The sequence below is a fragment of the Streptomyces sp. SYP-A7185 genome (assembly GCF_046103685.1).
Classification (GTDB): domain Bacteria; phylum Actinomycetota; class Actinomycetes; order Streptomycetales; family Streptomycetaceae; genus Streptomyces.
Genome location: NZ_CP122310.1, coordinates 6,282,522 through 6,301,023 on the forward strand (window position 1 = coordinate 6,282,522; position 18,502 = coordinate 6,301,023).

The 18,502-nt window shown below is 69.8% G+C and carries 16 protein-coding genes and 1 tRNA gene; 14 read left to right on the forward strand and 3 right to left on the reverse strand.

Annotated features, from left to right (window positions below):
- Window positions 1–36: 36 nt before the first annotated feature.
- Both QBL25_RS27725 and QBL25_RS27730 read right to left on the reverse strand, forming a co-directional pair.
- Window positions 37–690 carry a hypothetical protein gene (locus QBL25_RS27725; RefSeq protein WP_409059682.1) on the reverse strand — a complete coding sequence of 218 codons (654 nt, stop codon included), beginning with the start codon at window positions 688–690 and terminating at the stop codon, window positions 37–39.
- 290 nt (window positions 691–980) lie between these two features.
- Window positions 981–1,052: transfer RNA gene (locus tag QBL25_RS27730), tRNA-Arg, on the reverse strand.
- Between the two features lie 166 nt (window positions 1,053–1,218).
- Here QBL25_RS27730 and QBL25_RS27735 point away from each other — a divergent pair.
- The 14 genes from QBL25_RS27735 to glyA all read left to right on the forward strand — a co-directional run bounded on the left by QBL25_RS27735 (window position 1,219) and on the right by glyA (window position 17,428).
- Window positions 1,219–1,800: a response regulator gene (locus QBL25_RS27735; protein ID WP_409059683.1), complete on the forward strand. Its 582-nt coding sequence runs from the start codon at window positions 1,219–1,221 to the stop codon at window positions 1,798–1,800.
- Window positions 1,801–1,915: 115 nt separating this feature from the next.
- A complete protein-coding gene (nrtL, locus tag QBL25_RS27740; RefSeq protein ID WP_409059684.1) occupies window positions 1,916–3,136 on the forward strand; it encodes an ArgS-related anticodon-binding protein NrtL in 1,221 nt (406 codons plus the stop codon).
- Between the two features lie 44 nt (window positions 3,137–3,180).
- A complete protein-coding gene (lysA, locus tag QBL25_RS27745; RefSeq protein ID WP_409059685.1) occupies window positions 3,181–4,572 on the forward strand; it encodes a diaminopimelate decarboxylase in 1,392 nt (463 codons plus the stop codon).
- Window positions 4,573–4,710: 138 nt separating this feature from the next.
- Complete coding sequence (locus QBL25_RS27750; RefSeq protein ID WP_409059686.1) at window positions 4,711–6,003, forward strand: homoserine dehydrogenase; 1,293 nt, start codon at window positions 4,711–4,713, stop codon at window positions 6,001–6,003.
- 6 nt (window positions 6,004–6,009) lie between these two features.
- A complete protein-coding gene (gene thrC / locus QBL25_RS27755; RefSeq protein WP_409059687.1) occupies window positions 6,010–7,068 on the forward strand; it encodes a threonine synthase in 1,059 nt (352 codons plus the stop codon).
- A 316-nt stretch (window positions 7,069–7,384) separates the two neighbouring features.
- Window positions 7,385–8,302 carry a homoserine kinase gene (gene thrB, locus QBL25_RS27760; RefSeq protein ID WP_409059688.1) on the forward strand — a complete coding sequence of 306 codons (918 nt, stop codon included), beginning with the start codon at window positions 7,385–7,387 and terminating at the stop codon, window positions 8,300–8,302.
- A 373-nt stretch (window positions 8,303–8,675) separates the two neighbouring features.
- Window positions 8,676–10,736 (forward strand): transcription termination factor Rho, encoded by a 2,061-nt coding sequence (gene rho, locus QBL25_RS27765; RefSeq protein ID WP_409059689.1) that lies wholly within the window; start codon window positions 8,676–8,678, stop codon window positions 10,734–10,736.
- A gap of 358 nt (window positions 10,737–11,094) precedes the next feature.
- A complete protein-coding gene (locus tag QBL25_RS27770; protein WP_409059690.1) occupies window positions 11,095–12,219 on the forward strand; it encodes an LCP family protein in 1,125 nt (374 codons plus the stop codon).
- A gap of 159 nt (window positions 12,220–12,378) precedes the next feature.
- Window positions 12,379–12,600 (forward strand): 50S ribosomal protein L31, encoded by a 222-nt coding sequence (gene rpmE, locus QBL25_RS27775; RefSeq protein ID WP_409059691.1) that lies wholly within the window; start codon window positions 12,379–12,381, stop codon window positions 12,598–12,600.
- Window positions 12,601–12,734: 134 nt separating this feature from the next.
- Window positions 12,735–13,811, forward strand: coding sequence for a peptide chain release factor 1 (gene prfA, locus QBL25_RS27780; RefSeq protein WP_409059692.1), 1,077 nt, complete (start codon window positions 12,735–12,737; stop codon window positions 13,809–13,811).
- 53 nt (window positions 13,812–13,864) lie between these two features.
- Complete coding sequence (gene prmC, locus QBL25_RS27785; protein ID WP_361050016.1) at window positions 13,865–14,710, forward strand: peptide chain release factor N(5)-glutamine methyltransferase; 846 nt, start codon at window positions 13,865–13,867, stop codon at window positions 14,708–14,710.
- 47 nt (window positions 14,711–14,757) lie between these two features.
- Entirely contained in the window at window positions 14,758–15,405 is a 648-nt protein-coding gene (locus tag QBL25_RS27790) for an L-threonylcarbamoyladenylate synthase (protein WP_249587745.1), read from the forward strand.
- Window positions 15,402–16,043, forward strand: coding sequence for a protein-tyrosine-phosphatase (locus QBL25_RS27795; RefSeq protein ID WP_409059693.1), 642 nt, complete (start codon window positions 15,402–15,404; stop codon window positions 16,041–16,043). Before QBL25_RS27790 ends, QBL25_RS27795 begins: the two co-directional genes overlap by 4 nt.
- Window positions 16,044–16,162: 119 nt before the next feature.
- Entirely contained in the window at window positions 16,163–17,428 is a 1,266-nt protein-coding gene (glyA, locus tag QBL25_RS27800) for a serine hydroxymethyltransferase (RefSeq protein ID WP_409059694.1), read from the forward strand.
- A 158-nt stretch (window positions 17,429–17,586) separates the two neighbouring features.
- Here the strand turns inward: glyA and QBL25_RS27805 are convergent, their stop codons facing one another.
- Window positions 17,587–17,949 carry a hypothetical protein gene (locus QBL25_RS27805; RefSeq protein ID WP_409059695.1) on the reverse strand — a complete coding sequence of 121 codons (363 nt, stop codon included), beginning with the start codon at window positions 17,947–17,949 and terminating at the stop codon, window positions 17,587–17,589.
- Between the last annotated feature and the right edge of the window lie 553 nt (window positions 17,950–18,502).

An 18,502-nucleotide genomic window follows, 5' to 3' on the forward strand; every position in this document is an offset into this window, starting at 1 on the left:
CGTGACGCCATGGGGCCTCGTCGTTTGCCCTGCCCGTCAAGTGGGCCTAGTGGCCTGGGCCTGTTCGGAGGCGAGCTGGCGCTCAAGGCTTCTCCGCTCAGTGTCGAGCGCAGCGAGCATCTGTGTGCGAGTGCGTTCGAAGTCGGGCTCGACCTCGACGCCGAGGTCGTGGCGCAGGGCGACCCGCAACAGATACACCCCGTCGGACAGCGGGCCACTGAACCAGGCTTTGGCCCGGTCGTACGACCCGTCTGGGGCAGGGCTGCTCGGCAACTGCTTTATGACGGAGTACCCGACTCCGAGCGCCCTGTTGAGGGTCGAGGCAATCTGATGGACATTTTTCGGCAGTGCCATCTGTGCCAAAGAGTACTGCTCTGACCACGCTTCCTTGGCGGTGTCGAGGACTGCTGGTTCGACGCTTTCACCGCGCTCGGCTGCTCGGACTGCGTCTCGGGCAGCGACCCGGTAAGCGCGAGCCGCGGTGTTCAGACGGGCATAGAGATCCCGCCTGGCTTCCTGCGCGCGGTCGTGGCGGTCCTCTGCCCGTTCACGATCGGCACGCTGGTTCTGCTCCCGGGTGACGCGCTGGCTGAGCACTGCCCCACCCAGAGTTCCGCCCAGCGTTCCACCGACGCCGATGAGCGCGACGGCAAGCGTGGTCACATCCACGAGATCCCCCAACTCGTCCATTCATCTGCCCGCGGCCAGCGGCCAGCGGCTGGAGACTGCACGACGGCCCCCAGCAACGCTCCGGCTCCCCACCCGCGGCACGGTCCAAGACCGGGACGACGATAACGAGGAGTGGGCCCGCTTGGCTCCAATGGGTCGCATCACCTGCGGGAATGATCCAAGATCCCGTCCACGCCTCGTCCACGGACCCCGACGTACGGTCGCTTCGGGCAGCATCTGGCTGCACATACGCGAAGACCCCGGCCTCAGCGTTTCCGCTGGTGACGGGGTCTTGGGCACCCAATACGAGGTGCCCCCGGCAGGATTCGAACCTGCGCACACGGCTCCGGAGGCCGTTGCTCTATCCCCTGAGCTACGGGGGCGTGTCGGCCCGCTTCGCGCGGCGACGTGTAGAACCCTACCAGCTCCGAACGGCTCCCCATGAACAGGTATTTCCGCACTCCATGGCCGTGAGGGCCGTCGCATCCGCACCCTGCGTCCCAGAGGTCACCCCCGGCTTCGTCCCGTCCTACCCCGCACGGGGCGGAAGTGGGGAAAACCCGGACGCGGCGGTGGGCGCGGACCTACTCTCGAGTTGTGTCAGGCGTGTCAGGCCGCGTGCTTGTTGTGGACGACAACAAGGTCATCCGGCAGCTGATCAGGGTCAACCTCGAGCTGGAGGGCTTCGAGGTCGTGACCGCGGCCGATGGTGCCGAATGCCTGGACGTCGTGCACCAGGTCAGACCCGATGTCGTCACCCTCGACGTCGTGATGCCCCGCCTGGACGGGCTGCGCACCGCCGCTCGGCTGCGTTCCGATCCGCGGACCCGGCATCTGCCCATCGTCATCGTCAGCGCCTGCACCCAGTACGAGGTCGAGAGCGGGCTCGAGGTCGGCGTGGACGCCTTCCTTGCCAAGCCCTTTGAGCCTGCCGAACTGCTGGGAATCGTACGGCAGTTGAGGGAATCTGGTACTCGCGTCGACAGCCTCGACGCCCTCGACGTCCGCGACACCCTTGACGCCCGCGGCACTGACGGGGGTAGCAATAGCAGTGGTGCTGGTGCGCTCAGTGGTGAGCTGGGGGCCTCTGCCTCCGGGGAAGCCGAGCGTGCCGGGCGGTCCGGCGGCTGACCTCCGCCCCCGCCCCTCGGTCACCCCCGCCTCCCGCAGCGGTCCCCGTCCACATCCCGGACCATCGGGTAAACCAGGTCGCGTCCCCACCCCCCTCCTCCCATACGCTTGACCCGTGACCCCCGTCGAGCTCTCCCGCACCGTGCTGCGCGCCATGCGTGGTGCCGTCGACGACGGCGAGCTCGGTGGTCTTGGTGACCTCAGCGGGGTCGAGCGGCTGAGCGGGCTCGAGGGGAGCGGCACCGGCGGCCAGGCCTGGCGTGTCGTCGTCGAGAGGCCTCGCCCGGGTGGCTGCGGGGACTACGCCACCAACGTCGCCCTCCAGGTCGCCCGTGCCGCCGGGCAGTCGCCCCGGCGCGTGGCCGAGGTGCTCTCCCCGCGGATCGCCGCGGAGCCCGGCATCGCGGCCATCGACATCACCGGGCCCGGCTTCCTCAACATCACCCTCGCCCGTGACGCCCGTGACGCCGGTACCGCCGGTGACGCCCGTGGCTCCGCTGACGCCCGTGACGCCCGTGCCTCCGGAGCCCCCGCCGATGCCACCAACCCCCGAGGCACCAGCGCCGCCCTCGTACGTGAGGTACTCGACCGCGGCCCCCTCTACGGCCACGCCCCCCACCCCCCCGCCGAGCCGACCCCCCACCCCGCCCCGGCCACCCCCGACGATTCCCACGGCTCCCACAACTCACACGGCTCCCACAACCCCCGCGCCGCCGCCCTCGCCGACTCCCTGCACCGCATCCTCCGCTCCCAGGGCACCCCCCTCCGCCCCACCCACGGCGCGCCGAGCAACGAGGCCGAGCGGCCCGCCCCGCTCCCCGCAGCCGTCCCCGCGCCCGCTGACCCCGCCCCCCTCGGCCCCGACGCCGCCCGCTGGGCCCTGCTGTCTCCCGCCGTGCACGATCGGCCCCGCATCAGTGACGAGCACCTGGTGCAGCGCGCGAGCAATCCCCTCTTCCGGGTGCGGTACGCGCACTCCCGGGCCCGGGCCCTGACCCGTAACGCCGCCGATCTCGGTTTCACCGGTGTCCCCGGTGACCTGGCCGGTCCGGGAGGCGGTGGCATACCCCCGTACGGGCAGGATCTGCTCGACGCCCTGGCCGACTACCCCCGCGTCCTCGCCGCCGCCGCCCGGCACCGCGCGCCCGACCGGCTCGCCCGGCATCTCGTGGTGACCGCCGACGCCCTCCTCGGCTTCCAGCCCGCCGTCCTGCCGATCGGTGACGAGAAACCCTCGGCCGCCCACCGCGCCCGGCTCGCGCTCGCCGAAGCCGCCGGGACGGTGCTCGCAGGCGGCCTGTCCCTGCTCGGCATCAGCGCCCCCGCGTACCTGTGACACGTGAAGACAGACGTGAATGAAGTGAGAGAGACGAACGCGACATGAGCCGTTCCGCACACCCCGCCGGGCCCCGCCACGCCGACGTACTGCCCGAAGGGCACTACACCGCCCCGGCCGACGACCTGAACTCCCTCGACCCGAAGGTCTGGGCGCAGACCGTCGGGCGTGACGCGGACGGTGTCGTCACCGTCGGCGGGATCAAGGTGACGCAGCTCGCCGAGGAGTTCGGCACCCCCGCCTACTTCCTCGACGAGGACGACTTCCGCGCCCGCTGCCACGCCTGGCGCGGCGCCTTCGGGGCCGACGCCGACGTCTTCTACGCCGGCAAGGCCTTCCTCTCGCGTGCCGTCGTCCGGTGGCTGCACGAGGAGGGGCTCAACCTCGACGTGTGCAGCGGCGGCGAGCTCGCCACCGCTCTCGCCGCCGGCATGCCCGCCGACCGCATCGCCTTCCACGGCAACAACAAGACCGAGGACGAGATCGAGCGGGCCGTCGGGGCCGGCGTGGGACGCATCGTCCTCGACTCCTTCCAGGAGATCGTGCGCGTCGCCCACATCGCCGACCGGCTCGGCGTCCGCCAGCGCGTGCAGATCCGCGTGACCGTCGGCGTCGAGGCCCACACGCACGAGTTCATCGCCACCGCGCACGAGGACCAGAAGTTCGGCATCGCCCTCGCCGGGGGACAGGCCGCCGAGGCCGTGCGCAGGGCGTTGCGGCTCGACGGTCTCGAACTCATCGGCGTGCACAGCCACATCGGCTCGCAGATCTTCGACATGGCCGGGTTCGAGGTGTCCGCGCGCCGCGTGGTGCAGCTGCTCGCCGAGGTGCGGGACGAGCACGGCGTCGAGCTGCCCGAGATCGACCTCGGCGGTGGCCTCGGCATCGCCTACACCTCCGAGGACGACCCCCGCGAGCCGCACGAGATCGCCAAGGCCCTCGGCGAGATCGTGACGCGTGAGTGCGAGGCCGCGAACCTGCGGACGCCCCGTATCTCCGTCGAGCCGGGGCGCGCCATCGTCGGGCCCACCGCCTTCACCCTGTACGAGGTCGGCACCGTCAAGCCGCTCGAAGGACTGCGTACGTACGTCTCCGTGGACGGCGGCATGTCCGACAACATCCGTACGGCCCTCTACGACGCCGAGTACAGCGTCGCGCTGGTGTCGCGGACGTCCGACGCCGAGCCCATGCTCGTGCGCGTCGTCGGCAAGCACTGCGAGAGCGGGGACATCGTGGTGAAGGACGCGTTCCTGCCCGCCGACCTCGCGCCCGGAGACCTGATCGCCGTGCCCGCGACCGGTGCGTACTGCCGGTCCATGGCGAGCAACTACAACCACGCTCTCCGTCCGCCGGTCGTCGCCGTGCGGGACGGACAGGCGCGGGTCATCGTCCGGCGCGAGACGGAGGAAGATCTCCTGCGTCTGGATGTCGGCTGAGGAAATACCGGCCGAGGAACAACGTCTGGCAGAGTATCGGCCAGTGAAATAGATGTCTCACCATCCGGACCGTGGACGGAAACCGCGATCCGGTGGGTGAGACTGGTCCCACTGTAGATGTATGAGAAGTGAGGTCGGATGATGCGTACGCGTCCGCTGAAGGTGGCGCTGCTGGGCTGTGGGGTTGTCGGCTCAGAGGTGGCGCGCATCATGACGACGCACGCCGACGACCTCACGGCCAGGATCGGCGCCCCGGTGGAGCTCGCCGGGGTCGCCGTCCGTCGTCCGTCCAGGGTGCGTGAGGGAATCGATCCCTCACTGGTCACCACGGACGCGACCGCCCTGGTCAAACGCGGCGACATCGACGTCGTCGTCGAGGTCATCGGGGGCATCGAGCCCGCCAGGACCCTCATCACCACGGCCTTCGAGCACGGCGCCTCCGTCGTCTCCGCCAACAAGGCGCTCATCGCGCAGGACGGCGCCGCACTGCACGCCGCCGCCGAGGAGCACGGCCGTGACCTCTACTACGAGGCCGCCGTCGCCGGTGCCATCCCGCTGATCCGGCCGCTGCGCGAGTCCCTCGTCGGCGACAAGGTGAACCGCGTCCTCGGCATCGTGAACGGCACCACCAACTTCATCCTCGACGCCATGGACACCACCGGCGCCGGCTATCAGGAAGCACTCGACGAGGCCACCGCCCTCGGGTACGCGGAAGCCGACCCCACCGCCGACGTCGAGGGCTTCGACGCCGCCGCCAAGGCCGCGATCCTCGCCGGCATCGCCTTCCACACGCGCGTGCGTCTCGACGACGTCTACCGCGAGGGCATGAGCGAGGTGACCGCCGCCGACTTCGCGTCGGCGAAGCGCATGGGCTGCACCATCAAGCTGCTCGCCATCTGCGAGCGGGCCGCCGACGGCGGGTCCGTCACCGCGCGCGTGCACCCCGCGATGATTCCGCTCAGCCACCCGCTCGCCTCGGTCCGCGAGGCGTACAACGCCGTCTTCGTCGAGGCAGAGGCCGCCGGACAGCTCATGTTCTACGGCCCCGGCGCGGGCGGTGCCCCCACCGCGTCGGCCGTGCTCGGCGACCTCGTCGCCGTCTGCCGCAACAAGCTCGGCGAGGCCACCGGGCCCGGCGAATCCGCGTACACCCAGCTGCCCGTGAACTCCATGGGCGCGGTCGTCACGCGGTACCACATCAGCCTCGACGTAGCCGACAAGCCGGGTGTCCTCGCCCAGGTCGCGACGGTCTTCGCCGAGCACGGCGTATCGATCGATACGGTCCGTCAGACGGGCAAGGACGGCGAGGCCTCCCTCGTCGTCGTCACCCACCGCGCGCCCGACGCCGCCCTCACCGGCACCGTCGAGGCACTGCGGAATCTCGACACCGTGCGTGGTGTCGCCAGCATCATGCGGGTTGAAGGGGAGTAGGCAGCAATGACCCACCAATGGCGCGGAATCATCGAGGAGTACCGGGACCGTCTTCCCGTCTCCGACACGACGCCGGTCGTGACGCTCCGCGAGGGCGGCACACCGCTCGTCCCCGCGCAGGTGCTCTCCGAGCGCACGGGCTGCGAGGTCCATCTCAAGGTTGAGGGCGCCAACCCGACCGGGTCCTTCAAGGACCGCGGCATGACGATGGCGATCACGAAGGCCAAGGAGGAGGGCGCCAAGGCCGTCATCTGCGCCTCCACCGGCAACACCTCGGCCTCGGCCGCCGCCTACGCCGTACGCGCCGGGATGGTCTGCGCGGTCCTCGTGCCGCAGGGCAAGATCGCGCTCGGCAAGATGGGCCAGGCGCTCGTCTACGGCTCGAAGATCCTCCAGGTCGACGGCAACTTCGACGACTGCCTGAACCTCGCCCGCGCCCTCTCCGAGAACTACCCGGTGGCGCTGGTCAATTCGGTGAACCCGTTCCGCATCGAGGGCCAGAAGACCGCCTCGTTCGAGATCGTCGACGCGCTCGGCGACGCCCCGGACATCCACGTCCTGCCGGTCGGCAACGCGGGCAACATCACGGCCTACTGGAAGGGCTACAAGGAGTACGCCGCCGACTCGATCTCGTCGCGCACTCCTCGTATGTGGGGCTTCCAGGCTTCCGGTTCCGCGCCCATCGTGCGCGGTGAGATCGTCAAGGACCCGTCGACCATCGCCACCGCGATTCGCATCGGCAACCCCGCGTCGTGGCAGTACGCCCTCGACGCGCGCGACGAGTCGGACGGCTTCATCGACGAGGTGACGGACCGTGAGATCCTGCGCGCCTACAAGCTGTTGGCCTCCCAGGAGGGTGTCTTCGTCGAGCCGGCGTCGGCCGCTTCCGTCGCCGGTCTCCTGAAGGCCGCCGAGCAGGGCAAGGTCGACAAGGGGCAGAAGATCGTCTGCACCGTCACCGGCAACGGCCTCAAGGACCCGGACTGGGCCGTCGCGGGCGCTCCGCAGCCGGTCACGGTCCCGGTCGACTCGGCCGCCGCGGCCGAACGCCTGGGTCTGGCCTGACCGAACGGCCGATTCCGGTCCGGCGGATTTACCGCCGGACCGGCATAACCGTCCCGGTCGGGGATAACCGCTACCGGACGGCGGGCATAACCGCCTGGAAAACCCGCAACTCCGTACAGGGGGTGCACAGGGGGCTTACGACACGCATCGTGCGCCTCCTGTGCGCCCTATGTCGCCACAGAACCTTCCTTCGATAGGCTGTACCGAACCCGCCCCGCCGCATATGCCGCGGTGCTGCCGCCGAGCGGCCTTCGGGTAGAGCCTCATCACGTGGCAAGTCCTCAAAAGATCGCAGCTCAAGGAGAGTCATCGAGCGATGGCCGGTCCCGCGTTCCGCGCCGCCGCCGTCCGGGTGCGCGTCCCCGCCACCAGCGCCAACCTCGGCCCGGGCTTCGACGCCCTCGGCCTGTCGCTGGGTCTGTACGACGACGTCGTCGTGCGGGTGGCCGACACCGGACTGAACATCGACATCGCAGGTGAGGGCAGCGAGACGCTCCCACGCGACGAGTCGCACCTGCTCGTACGCTCCCTGCGTACGGCCTTCGACCTGCTCGGCGGACAGCCGCGCGGACTGGAAATCGTCTGCGCCAACCGCATTCCGCACGGCCGGGGCCTCGGCTCATCCTCCGCCGCCATCTGCGCGGGCATCGTCGCCGCGCGCGCCGTGACGATAGGCGCGGACGCCCGGCTCGACGACAACGCCCTGCTCGAACTCGCCACCGAGATCGAGGGCCACCCGGACAACGTCGCCGCCTGTCTGCTCGGCGGTTTCACGCTGTCCTGGATGGACGGGGGAGCGGCGCGGGCGATCAGGATGGAGCCCGCCGATTCCATCGTTCCGGTGGTTTTCGTACCGGGAAAGCCCGTCCTCACCGAGACCGCGCGCGGACTGCTCCCGCGCACCGTCCCGCACGTCGACGCGGCCGCCAACGCGGGCCGGGCCGCCCTGCTCGTAGAGGCCCTGACCAGGCGCCCGGAGCTGCTGCTCCCCGCCACCGAGGACCGGCTCCACCAGGAGTACCGCGCACCCGCCATGCCCGAGAGCGCCGCACTGGTGGAACGCCTGCGCGCGGACGGCGTCCCGGCGATGATTTCCGGCGCGGGACCCACGGTCCTCGCGCTGGCCGACGAGAGTGCGGCGGACAAGGTCGCGCGCCTCGCGGGAGAGGGCTGGGCGGCCAATCGCCTGGCGCTCGACGCGACGGGTGCGAGCGTGCTGCCGCTCGCGCCTTGACACCTGGGTAGCCGGATTAGAGAGGGGGAATGTTTGTTGGATCCGGTAGTGTTAACCTCAAGTCTGCACCCGACCCCACCATGGCGAGGTGCTTTGTGTCCCCGTCCGGGACATCCATCCTTCCGGGAGCCTCCCAAACTGCTCTGTGCCCCGCACTGAGCGGTGCCGAGCACGCTCCGGAACCGGCGTGACCGAGCCGAGTGACACCGCACCTCAGTGGCACCTCACCGGGACTCGCCATCACCAGTGAATTCTTCCGCCGCGCGTTGGCGGACCACCGCCCCGGCACGGTCCACACACCAAAGGACCTCCGGACAGCACAACCGGTCGCCGAGCCAGACAGGCCGACGTCCGCTCCAGGGAAGGACCCTTCGTGAGCGACACCACCGATCTGATGGGCGTGACTGCCGACACGCCCGCCACGGACGCCTCTGCGGCGCCTGCCACCGGTGCATCGGCCGGGTCCCGGCGGCGCCGCGGCACCGGCCTCGATGGCATGGTGCTGGCGGAACTGCAGCAGGTCGCATCCGGCCTCGGTATCAAGGGCACCGCGCGGATGCGCAAGAGCCAGCTGATCGAGGTCATCAAGGAGGCGCAGGCCACAGGCGGCGCCCCCGCCAAGGCCGCCGCGTCCTCCGCTTCGCCGGCCGAGGCCGAGACGAAGCCCAAGCGCCGCGCGACCTCGAAGGCCCGGACGGGTGAGGACACCGCAGCCGGTACGGACAAGCCCGCCAAGGCGAGCAAGGCCGACAAGGCCGAGCAGCCCGCGCCCGCCCAGGCCGAAGAGGCCGCCCAGCAGCAGATCGACATCCCGGGCCAGCCCGCGGGTGCCGACAAGGGCGAGCGCCGCGGCCGCCGCCGTGCCACCGCCGACGCGGGCAGCCCCGAGACGGTCACCGCCGAGGCGAAGAGCGAGCCGAAGAACGACGCCAAGAACGAGGCCAGGACGGACGGACAGTCCGAGGCCAAGGGCGACGGCTCCGGCGACAACGACGGCCGTCGTGACCGCCGTGACCGCCAGGGCCGCGGCCGTGACCGCGACCGCCGCGGCAACAAGGGCGACGAGCAGCAGGGCGGCAACCGCCAGCAGGGCGGAGGCCGTCAGGACCGCCAGGACCGCGGTGACCGCCAGGACCGTCAGCAGCGGGACCAGCGTGACAACGGCCCGCAGGACGACTTCGACGACGAGGCCGGTGGCCGGCGCGGCCGCCGCGGCCGGTACCGCGACCGCCGTGGCCGTCGTGGCCGCGACGAGTTCGGCGGCGCCAACGAGCCGCAGGTCGCCGACGACGACGTACTGATCCCCGTCGCGGGCATCCTGGACATCCTCGACAACTACGCGTTCATCCGGACGTCGGGCTACCTCCCCGGCCCGAACGACGTGTACGTGTCGCTCGCCCAGGTCCGCAAGAACGGTCTGCGCAAGGGTGACCACGTCACCGGCGCCGTCCGCCAGCCCAAGGACGGCGAGCGCCGCGAGAAGTTCAACGCGCTCGTCCGCCTCGACTCGGCGAACGGCATGGCGGCCGAATCCGGGCGCGGGCGACCGGAGTTCAACAAGCTGACGCCCCTTTACCCCCAGGACCGGCTCCGTCTGGAGACCGACCCGGGCGTGCTCACCACCCGCATCATCGACCTCGTGTCGCCGATCGGTAAGGGCCAGCGCGGTCTGATCGTGGCTCCGCCGAAGACCGGCAAGACCATGATCATGCAGGCGGTCGCGAACGCGATCACCACGAACAGCCCCGAGTGCCACCTGATGGTCGTCCTGGTCGACGAGCGTCCGGAAGAGGTCACCGACATGCAGCGGTCGGTGAAGGGCGAGGTCATCTCCTCGACCTTCGACCGTCCGGCCGAGGACCACACCACGGTCGCCGAGCTGGCCATCGAGCGCGCCAAGCGTCTCGTCGAGCTGGGTCACGACGTGGTCGTCCTGCTCGACTCCATCACCCGTCTGGGCCGTGCGTACAACCTGGCGGCCCCGGCCTCCGGCCGCATCCTGTCCGGTGGTGTCGACTCGACCGCGCTCTACCCGCCGAAGCGCTTCTTCGGTGCGGCGCGCAACATCGAGGACGGCGGCTCGCTGACCATCCTCGCGACCGCGCTCGTCGACACCGGCTCCCGCATGGACGAGGTGATCTTCGAGGAGTTCAAGGGCACCGGCAACATGGAGCTCAAGCTCGACCGGAAGCTCTCCGACAAGCGCATCTTCCCGGCGGTGGACGTCGACGCGTCCTCCACCCGCAAGGAAGAGATCCTGCTCAACAGCGAAGAGCTCGCGATCGTCTGGAAGCTGCGCCGGGTGCTGCACGCGCTCGACTCGCAGCAGGCCATCGAGCTGCTTCTCGACAAGATGAAGCAGACGAAGTCGAACGCCGAGTTCCTCATGCAGATCGCGAAGACGACCCCGACGCCGGGCAACGGCAACGACTAGTCCTCGCGCGGGCGCGTCACGCGTCACGCAGGGCCGCCTCCGTCACACGACGGGGGCGGCCTTTTGCGTGGGCGGGGGTGTGGAGGGTGTGGAGGGGGCGCGCAGGGGGCGGTGAATGACCTTGGCCACACCCTTAAGAGATTCTCACGGTCACGGGCAGTAGTCCCAGGACGAAAAAAACCGCAGGTGAGAAGCTTGAAGCGTGGGGAAGGAGTGCACGACGGGTCACGAGCGCGCGCCGGGGCGCTCACAAAGCGCTGTGCAACCCTTCTTTCGGTTTCGACGTCTGACAAGTGACGACAAACCACGCCTGACCCTGAAAGCAGGGGGTACCGACCCGACGAGGACTGAGGAGCACATGGCCGACGAGAGCGCACCCGCGGCGGAACCGGCACCGAAACGCTCCCGGGGCGGTGGCGGTCGGCGTCGTAAGCCGCGCGAGAAGCGCAGCAAGGTCCTCGTCGTCACCGCGTGGACCGCGGCATCGGTGGTCGTCCTCGGCGGCGCGGGCCTCGGCTTCGTGTACTTCAAGCTCAACGGCAACATCAAGGGCGTCGACATCAACGCGGCGCTGGGCACGGACCGCCCCCAGGACGTCGACAACGGCTCGCAGGACATCCTCGTCCTCGGCTCCGACTCCCGCTCCGGGGACAACGCCAAGTACGGCAAGGACGAGGGCGCCGCCCGCTCGGACACGGCGATGGTCGTGCACGTGAACAAGGGGCACAAGTCGGCCAGCGTCGTCTCCATACCCCGCGACACCCTCATATCACGCCCCGAGTGCGCGACGGACGACGGCGGCAAGGACCCGGGCGGGCAGCGCCAGATGTTCAACACGGCGTACGAGGTCGGCGGCCCCGCCTGTGCCGTCAAGACCGTGGAGCAGATGTCCGGCATCCGGATGGACCACTACGTCGAAGTGGACTTCACGGGCTTCAAGAAGCTGATCAACACCCTCGGCGGCGTCGAGATCACCACCAAGAAGGCGATCAACGACAAGGACAGCCATCTCGACCTCGAGGCGGGCACCCACCAGCTCACCGGCGAGCAGGCCCTCGGCCTGGTCCGCACCCGGCACGGCGTCGGCGACGGCAGCGACCTGGGCCGCATCCAGCTCCAGCAGGCCTTCATCAAGGCCCTGATCAACCAGGTCAAGGACGTCGGCGTCTTCAGTAACCCGAAGAAGCTCTACGACCTGGCGAACGACGCGACCAGCGCCATCACCACCGACTCCGACCTGAACGACGTCAAGAGCCTGGCGGGCTTCGCGGGCGGCCTCAAGGGCATCGGCGCGGGCGACATGAAGATGGTCACGCTGCCCGTCCAGTACGACCCGGCGGACCCCAACCGTGTCCTGCCCCTGGAGAAGGCCGACCAGCAGGTCTGGGACGCGCTCAAGGCCGACAAGCCCATCCCCAAGTCCGCCACGGAGAAGTCCGCGGGCGACAAGGGTGACGCACGCGACGTCGTGACCAGCGGCTAGCGGCGCCCGCACCCGCCGCACGGCCCGCCGGGAATAGAACGGAACCCACCCCGGTTTGGGCAGATGCGACCAGTCCTGGCAGACTGGTCCGTCGGCCCCGGTTCACGTACGAGCAATCCGCGCGTACGACCCGGTGCCCTCCCGAAACTAGGAGACACCTTGAAGCGCGACATCCACCCCGAGTACTTCGAGACCCAGGTCAGCTGCACCTGCGGCGCGGAGTTCACCACCCGCAGCACGATCGCCAGCGGCACCGTCCGTGCCGAGGTCTGCTCCGAGTGCCACCCGTTCTACACGGGCAAGCAGAAGATCCTCGACACCGGTGGCCGCGTGGCCCGCTTCGAGGCCCGCTTCGGCAAGGCTGCAGCCGCCAACAAGTAGCGAGCCACTGCGCCGGTCTTCGGCCGCCCCCGGGAGGGGGCGGTGGGGACCGGCGCTTTGCCGTCTGACGCAGCAGCCACCTTCGCGTAGAACCCTTGCGCAGTACCTTCGCGTAGAAAACTCAGGAGACCCCGATGTTCGAGGCGGTCGAGGAACTGATCGGCGAGCACGCCGATCTGGAGACGAAGCTCGCGGACCCCTCGGTCCACGCCGACCAGGCCAACGCGCGCAAGCTCAACAAGCGCTACGCCGAGCTGACCCCGATCGTCTCGACGTACCGCGCCTGGAAGCAGACCGGCGAGGACATCGCGACGGCCCGTGAACTGGCCGCGGAGGACCCGGAGTTCGCCGCGGAGGTGAAGGACCTGGAGAAGCAGCGCGAGGAGATCACCGAGAAGCTGCGGCTCCTCCTGGTGCCCCGGGACCCCAACGACGACAAGGACGTCATCCTCGAGGTCAAGGCGGGCGCGGGCGGCGACGAGTCGGCCCTCTTCGCCGGCGACCTGCTGCGCATGTACCTGCGGTACGCGGAGCGCGTGGGCTGGAAGACCGAGATCATCGACGCCACCGAGTCCGAGCTGGGCGGCTACAAGGACGTCCAGGTCGCCGTGAAGACCAAGGGCGGCAACGGCGCGACCGAGCCCGGCCAGGGCGTCTGGGCGCGGCTGAAGTACGAGGGCGGCGTGCACCGCGTGCAGCGCGTGCCCTCCACCGAGTCGCAGGGCCGGATCCACACCTCCGCGGCCGGCGTCCTGGTGACGCCCGAGGCCGAGGAGGTCGACGTGGAGATCCACGCGAACGACCTGCGCATCGACGTGTACCGCTCCTCGGGCCCCGGCGGCCAGTCCGTCAACACCACCGACTCCGCGGTGCGCATCACGCACCTGCCCACCGGCGTCGTGGCGTCCTGCCAGAACGAGAAGAGCCAGTTGCAGAACAAGGAGCAGGCGATGCGTATCCTGCGCTCCAGGCTCCTTGCCGCGGCTGTGGAGGAAGCGGAGAAGGAGGCGGCGGACGCCCGTCGCAGCCAGGTCCGCACCGTCGACCGCTCCGAGAAGATCCGGACGTACAACTACCCCGAAAACCGGATCTCGGACCACCGTGTCGGCTTCAAGGCGTACAACTTGGACCAGGTGCTCGACGGAGACCTCGACGCGGTCATCCAGGCCTGCGTCGACGCGGACTCCGCAGCCAAGCTCGCGGCAGCCTGAGCCCCGACCGGACCGCACCCGCCCATCGCTCAGCTCAGCCCCGGAGGACCAGCGTGAACCTGCTGCTCGCGGAAGTGGCCCAGGCCACCCAGCGGCTGGCCGACGCCGGCGTGCCCTCGCCGCGCAACGACGCGGAGGAGCTCGCCGCCTTCGTGCACGGCGTGAAGCGGGGCGAGCTGCACTCCGTCAAGGATTCGGACTTCGACGCCCGCTACTGGGAGACGATCGCGCGCCGCGAGGCCCGCGAACCGCTCCAGCACATCACCGGACGCGCCTTCTTCCGCTATCTCGAACTTCAGGTCGGCCCCGGAGTCTTCGTGCCGCGCCCCGAGACCGAGTCGGTCGTCGGGTGGGCCATAGACGCCGTGCGCGCGATGGACGTCGTCGAGCCGCTCATCGTCGACCTCTGTACGGGCTCCGGGGCCATCGCCCTGGCCATGGCCCAAGAGGTCCCGCGCTCGCGCGTGCACGCCGTGGAGCTCTCCGAGGACGCCCTGAAGTGGACGCGCAAGAACGTCGAGGGATCCCGGGTCAAGCTCTCCCAGGGCGACGCGCGTGACGCGCTGCCCGAGCTCGACGGCCAGGTCGACCTGCTGATCTCCAACCCGCCGTACATCCCGCTCACCGAGTGGGAGTACGTCGCTCCGGAAGCCCGGGACTACGACCCGGAACTCTCGCTCTTCTCGGGCGAGGACGGCCTCGACCTGATCCGCGGCATCGAGCGCACCGCCCACCGGCTGCTGCGGCCCGGCGGCGTCGTCGTCATCGAGCACGCGGACACCCAGGGCGGCCAGGTGCCGTGGATCTTCACCGAGGAGCGGGGCTGGGCCGACGCGGCCGACCACCCCGACCTGAACAACCGGCCGAGGTTCGCCACGGCCCGCAAGGCCATGCCGTGAGCACACCCACTTCAACCCAGCTGTACGTGTACGAGGAGGCCAGCTAAATGGCACGGCGATACGACACCAACGACGCGACCGACCGTACGACCGGTCTGCGCGAGGCCGCGTCGGCCGTCCGCCGTGGCGAGCTGGTCGTCCTGCCCACCGACACCGTCTACGGGATCGGTGCCGACGCCTTCACGCCGGAGGCGTGCGCCGACCTGCTCGACGCCAAGGGCCGGGGCCGCAACATGCCCACCCCTGTCCTCATCGGCTCCCCGAACACGCTGCACGGCCTGGTCACCGACTTCTCGGAGTCGGCCTGGGAGCTCGTCGACGCCTTCTGGCCCGGGGCCCTGACCCTGGTCGCCAAGCAGCAGCCCTCGCTCCAGTGGGACCTCGGGGACACCCGTGGGACCGTCGCGATCCGGATGCCGCTGCACCCCGTCGCCATCGAACTGCTCACCGAGGTCGGCCCCATGGCCGTCTCCTCGGCCAACCTCACGGGCCACCCGGCCCCCGAGGACTGTGACGCCGCGCAGGAGATGCTCGGCGACTCCGTCTCGGTCTACCTCGACGGGGGCCCGACGCCGGGCATCGTCCCGTCGTCGATCGTGGACGTCACCGGCAAGGTGCCGGTACTGCTGCGCGCGGGCGCCCTCGACGCGGAGGAGCTCCGCAAGGTGGTACCCGACCTCGAGGTGGCGAATTGACAGCCCCTGAGACGGGGCGTGGCATAGCGGCTCTTCCCGACTCGTTCCGCATCCTCCACGTCAGCACGGGCAACGTCTGCCGCTCACCGATCACCGAGCGGCTGACCAGGCATGCCCTGGCCGACCGGCTGGGTGATCCCTTCACCGGCGGCCTGATCGTGGAGAGCGCGGGCACGTGGGGGCACGAGGGCGCCCCCATGGAGACCAACGCGGAGGCGGTGCTCGCGGACTTCGGCGCGGACGCCTCCGGCTTCAAGGGGCGCGAGCTCCTGGACGAGCACGTCATCCGCGCCGACCTCGTCCTGACGGCCACCCGGGACCACCGGGCGCAGGTCATCTCGATGGGCCACTCGGCGGGCCTGCGCACCTTCACCCTCAAGGAGTTCACGCGCCTCGTACGGGCCATAGACCCGGCGACGCTGCCGGACCCCGACGGGGGAGTCGTGGAGCGGGCCAGGGCCCTCGTACGGGCCGCCGCGGCGCTGCGTGGCTGGCTCCTGGCCCCCACGGCCGAGGCGGACGAGGTGTACGACCCCTATGGGGCGCCGCTGCCCTTCTTCCGCTCGGTGGGCGACGAGATCAACGAGGCGCTCGATCCGGTGGTGACGGCGCTGACGGGCGTCCGGGCGAAGGCTTAAACCTTTCTGTCGGCTTCCGGCGCCCCCGGGGCGGAAGATCCGGGCCGACGCCGCGCGGGCGGGGTGGGGCAGGCCTACATTGGAGGGACCCGCACCCCTCGCGAGGCCCGGAGCCCAAGATGCCGGTCAGCACCGCACCCACCGCCGCCCCGACGGCGCCCGCTGACTTCGACGCGCTCCGCCGCGCGGACCCCCAGATGGCGGAGATCCTCCTCGCCGAGCAGGAGCGGCAGGCGTCCGCCCTCCAGCTGATCGCCGCGGAGAACTTCACCTCGCCCGCGGTGCTCGCCGCCCTGGGCTCCCCGCTCGCCAACAAGTACGCCGAGGGCTACCCCGGCGCCCGCCACCACGGCGGCTGCGAGCTGGTGGACGTCGCCGAGCGCATCGCCGTCGACCGCGCCAAGGCCCTCTTCGGCGCCGAGCACGCCAACGTGCAGCCGCACTCCGGATCCTCCGCGGTCCTCGCCGCGTACGCCGCGCTGCTGCGCCCCGGCGACACCGTCCTGGCCATGGGCCTGCCGTACGGCGGACACCTCACGCACGGCTCGCCCTCGAACTTCTCGGGGCGCTGGTTCGACTTCGTGGGCTACGGCGTGGACGCGGAGAGCGGCCTCATCGACCACGACCAGGTCCGCGCGCTGGCCCACTCGCACAAGCCGAAGGCCATCGTCTGCGGCTCCATCGCCTACCCCCGGCACATCGACTACGCCGCCTTCCGCGACATCGCCGACGACGTCGGCGCGTACCTCATCGCCGACGCCGCCCACCCGATCGGCCTGATCGCCGGAGGCGCCGCCCCGAACCCCGTGCCGTACGCCGACGTCGTCTGCGCCACGACCCACAAGGTGCTCCGCGGCCCGCGCGGCGGCCTGATCCTGTGCGGCGCCGAGCTGGCATCGCGCATCGACCGGGCGGTGTTCCCCTTCACGCAGGGCGGCGCGCAGATGCACACGATCGCCGCCAAGGCCGTCGCGTTCGGCGAGGCGGCCACCCCGGCGTACACCGCGTACGCCCACCAGGTCGTCGCCAACGCCCGCATCCTGGCCCAGGCCCTGGGCGCGGCCGACTGCGCGATCACCACCGGCGGCACCGACACGCACCTGATCCTGGCCGACCCCACGCCCCTCGGCATCGACGCGCACACGGCCCGCGGCAGACTCGCCGCCTGCGGAATCGTCCTCGACACCTGCGCCCTGCCCTACGCCGACGGGCGGGGCCTGCGCCTCGGCACCGCGGCCGTCACCACGCAGGGCATGGGAGACGCGGAGATGGTGCGGATCGCGGGGCTCTTCGCCGACGCGCTGCGTGAGCAATCCGAGGAGGCGACCGACGCGAAAGTACGAGAGGAAGTGCGCGAACTGGTGGGGAGATTTCCGCCGTACTGAGGGTGAAACGCGAAGAGGTGGCCCAGCCTGGAGAATCAGGCTGGGCCACCTCTGTAGACACGCATACGTGCGCGGAGCCCCATCAAGAAGGCCTACTGCAGGTAACCGCAAGCGAACCCGAGGGTGATGGGGCTACTCAGCGAGTCTCGGCCGCGCAATCAGCACGAGACGCGCTTGATCCCGGTCCCCTTCGTCCACGCGATCCCGCTGTAGCGGAAGTCCTCGGTCTTGCGAGCGCCGATCGCGAACTCGGGGTCCCTCGATGCCGCGACGGTCACCGAGAAACAGACCTTGTAGCCGCAGGCGTTCTTGACCCTCACCATGCGGTTGAAGCGCTTGTTGTACCACTTCTTCACGGACACACACTTGCGCCGCTGGGCCTCAACGTCTCCCGAAGTGCTCTGCGTGGTGACGGAGACCGGTGTACCGGACTGCGGTTCGGCCGCTACGGCACTACCCGAAACGCCCAGCGTCCCCATCATGATGACCGCAGCTAGAGCGGTTCCTGCAATCTTTCGCATGCTACCTCCTTGGTATACCAAAGAGAGCGTCGACATTTGGTCATGAGCATGTCGACCCCCGTTTGCTCAGTATTTCTATCGCGAGCAAGCGAATGGAATCAACGGGTGATCTTCGATCGGGGAGGTTTCACCGTCAGTTGATGGCCTGAATTGTTCTTGACTTTCTGCCGGAAATTCGTGAGCGGAGGTGCACTGTGAAGAAAGATGCAGACGGAAGGACTTTTCCTTGCGGTCAACCTGGCGGCGTGAGGTGTCATGCATTGTGGATGTTGACTGATTCTCGATGGCTACTTAGCGGAATCATTGAACAGTGAATAGTTGAGTTAGCAAATTACGCAAATGATTTGACACGGATGGAATCGGCCAGGTAGTCACTACGGACAGGGCAGAGAGCGCCCGCAAGCCCCCTTCGCCCCAGCGGTATATGTGCCGCTGCGGCGTTCTCCCTTGGGCTCACCCCACTGCGGCCGTCAACGGTGCGCGCGTTGAGCCGCCCTGTGACACAGCAGTAAGGATGGGTGAGCTGACAGCCTGTGGAGGTGGGGTCGAGCCC

Bases quoted from the DNA above. Each gene is read 5' to 3' on its own strand.
- QBL25_RS27750 (WP_409059686.1), top strand. From the start codon at position 4,711: ATGATGCGTACGCGTCCGCTGAAGGTGGCGCTGCTGGGCTGTGGGGTT.
- thrC (WP_409059687.1), top strand. From the start codon at position 6,010: ATGACCCACCAATGGCGCGGAATCATCGAGGAGTACCGGGACCGTCTT.
- QBL25_RS27725 (WP_409059682.1), bottom strand. From the start codon at position 690: ATGGACGAGTTGGGGGATCTCGTGGATGTGACCACGCTTGCCGTCGCG.
- QBL25_RS27790 (WP_249587745.1), top strand. From the start codon at position 14,758: ATGGCACGGCGATACGACACCAACGACGCGACCGACCGTACGACCGGT.
- glyA (WP_409059694.1), top strand. From the start codon at position 16,163: ATGCCGGTCAGCACCGCACCCACCGCCGCCCCGACGGCGCCCGCTGAC.
- prfA (WP_409059692.1), top strand. From the start codon at position 12,735: ATGTTCGAGGCGGTCGAGGAACTGATCGGCGAGCACGCCGATCTGGAG.
- QBL25_RS27805 (WP_409059695.1), bottom strand. From the start codon at position 17,949: ATGCGAAAGATTGCAGGAACCGCTCTAGCTGCGGTCATCATGATGGGG.
- QBL25_RS27770 (WP_409059690.1), top strand. From the start codon at position 11,095: ATGGCCGACGAGAGCGCACCCGCGGCGGAACCGGCACCGAAACGCTCC.
- lysA (WP_409059685.1), top strand. From the start codon at position 3,181: ATGAGCCGTTCCGCACACCCCGCCGGGCCCCGCCACGCCGACGTACTG.
- thrB (WP_409059688.1), top strand. From the start codon at position 7,385: ATGGCCGGTCCCGCGTTCCGCGCCGCCGCCGTCCGGGTGCGCGTCCCC.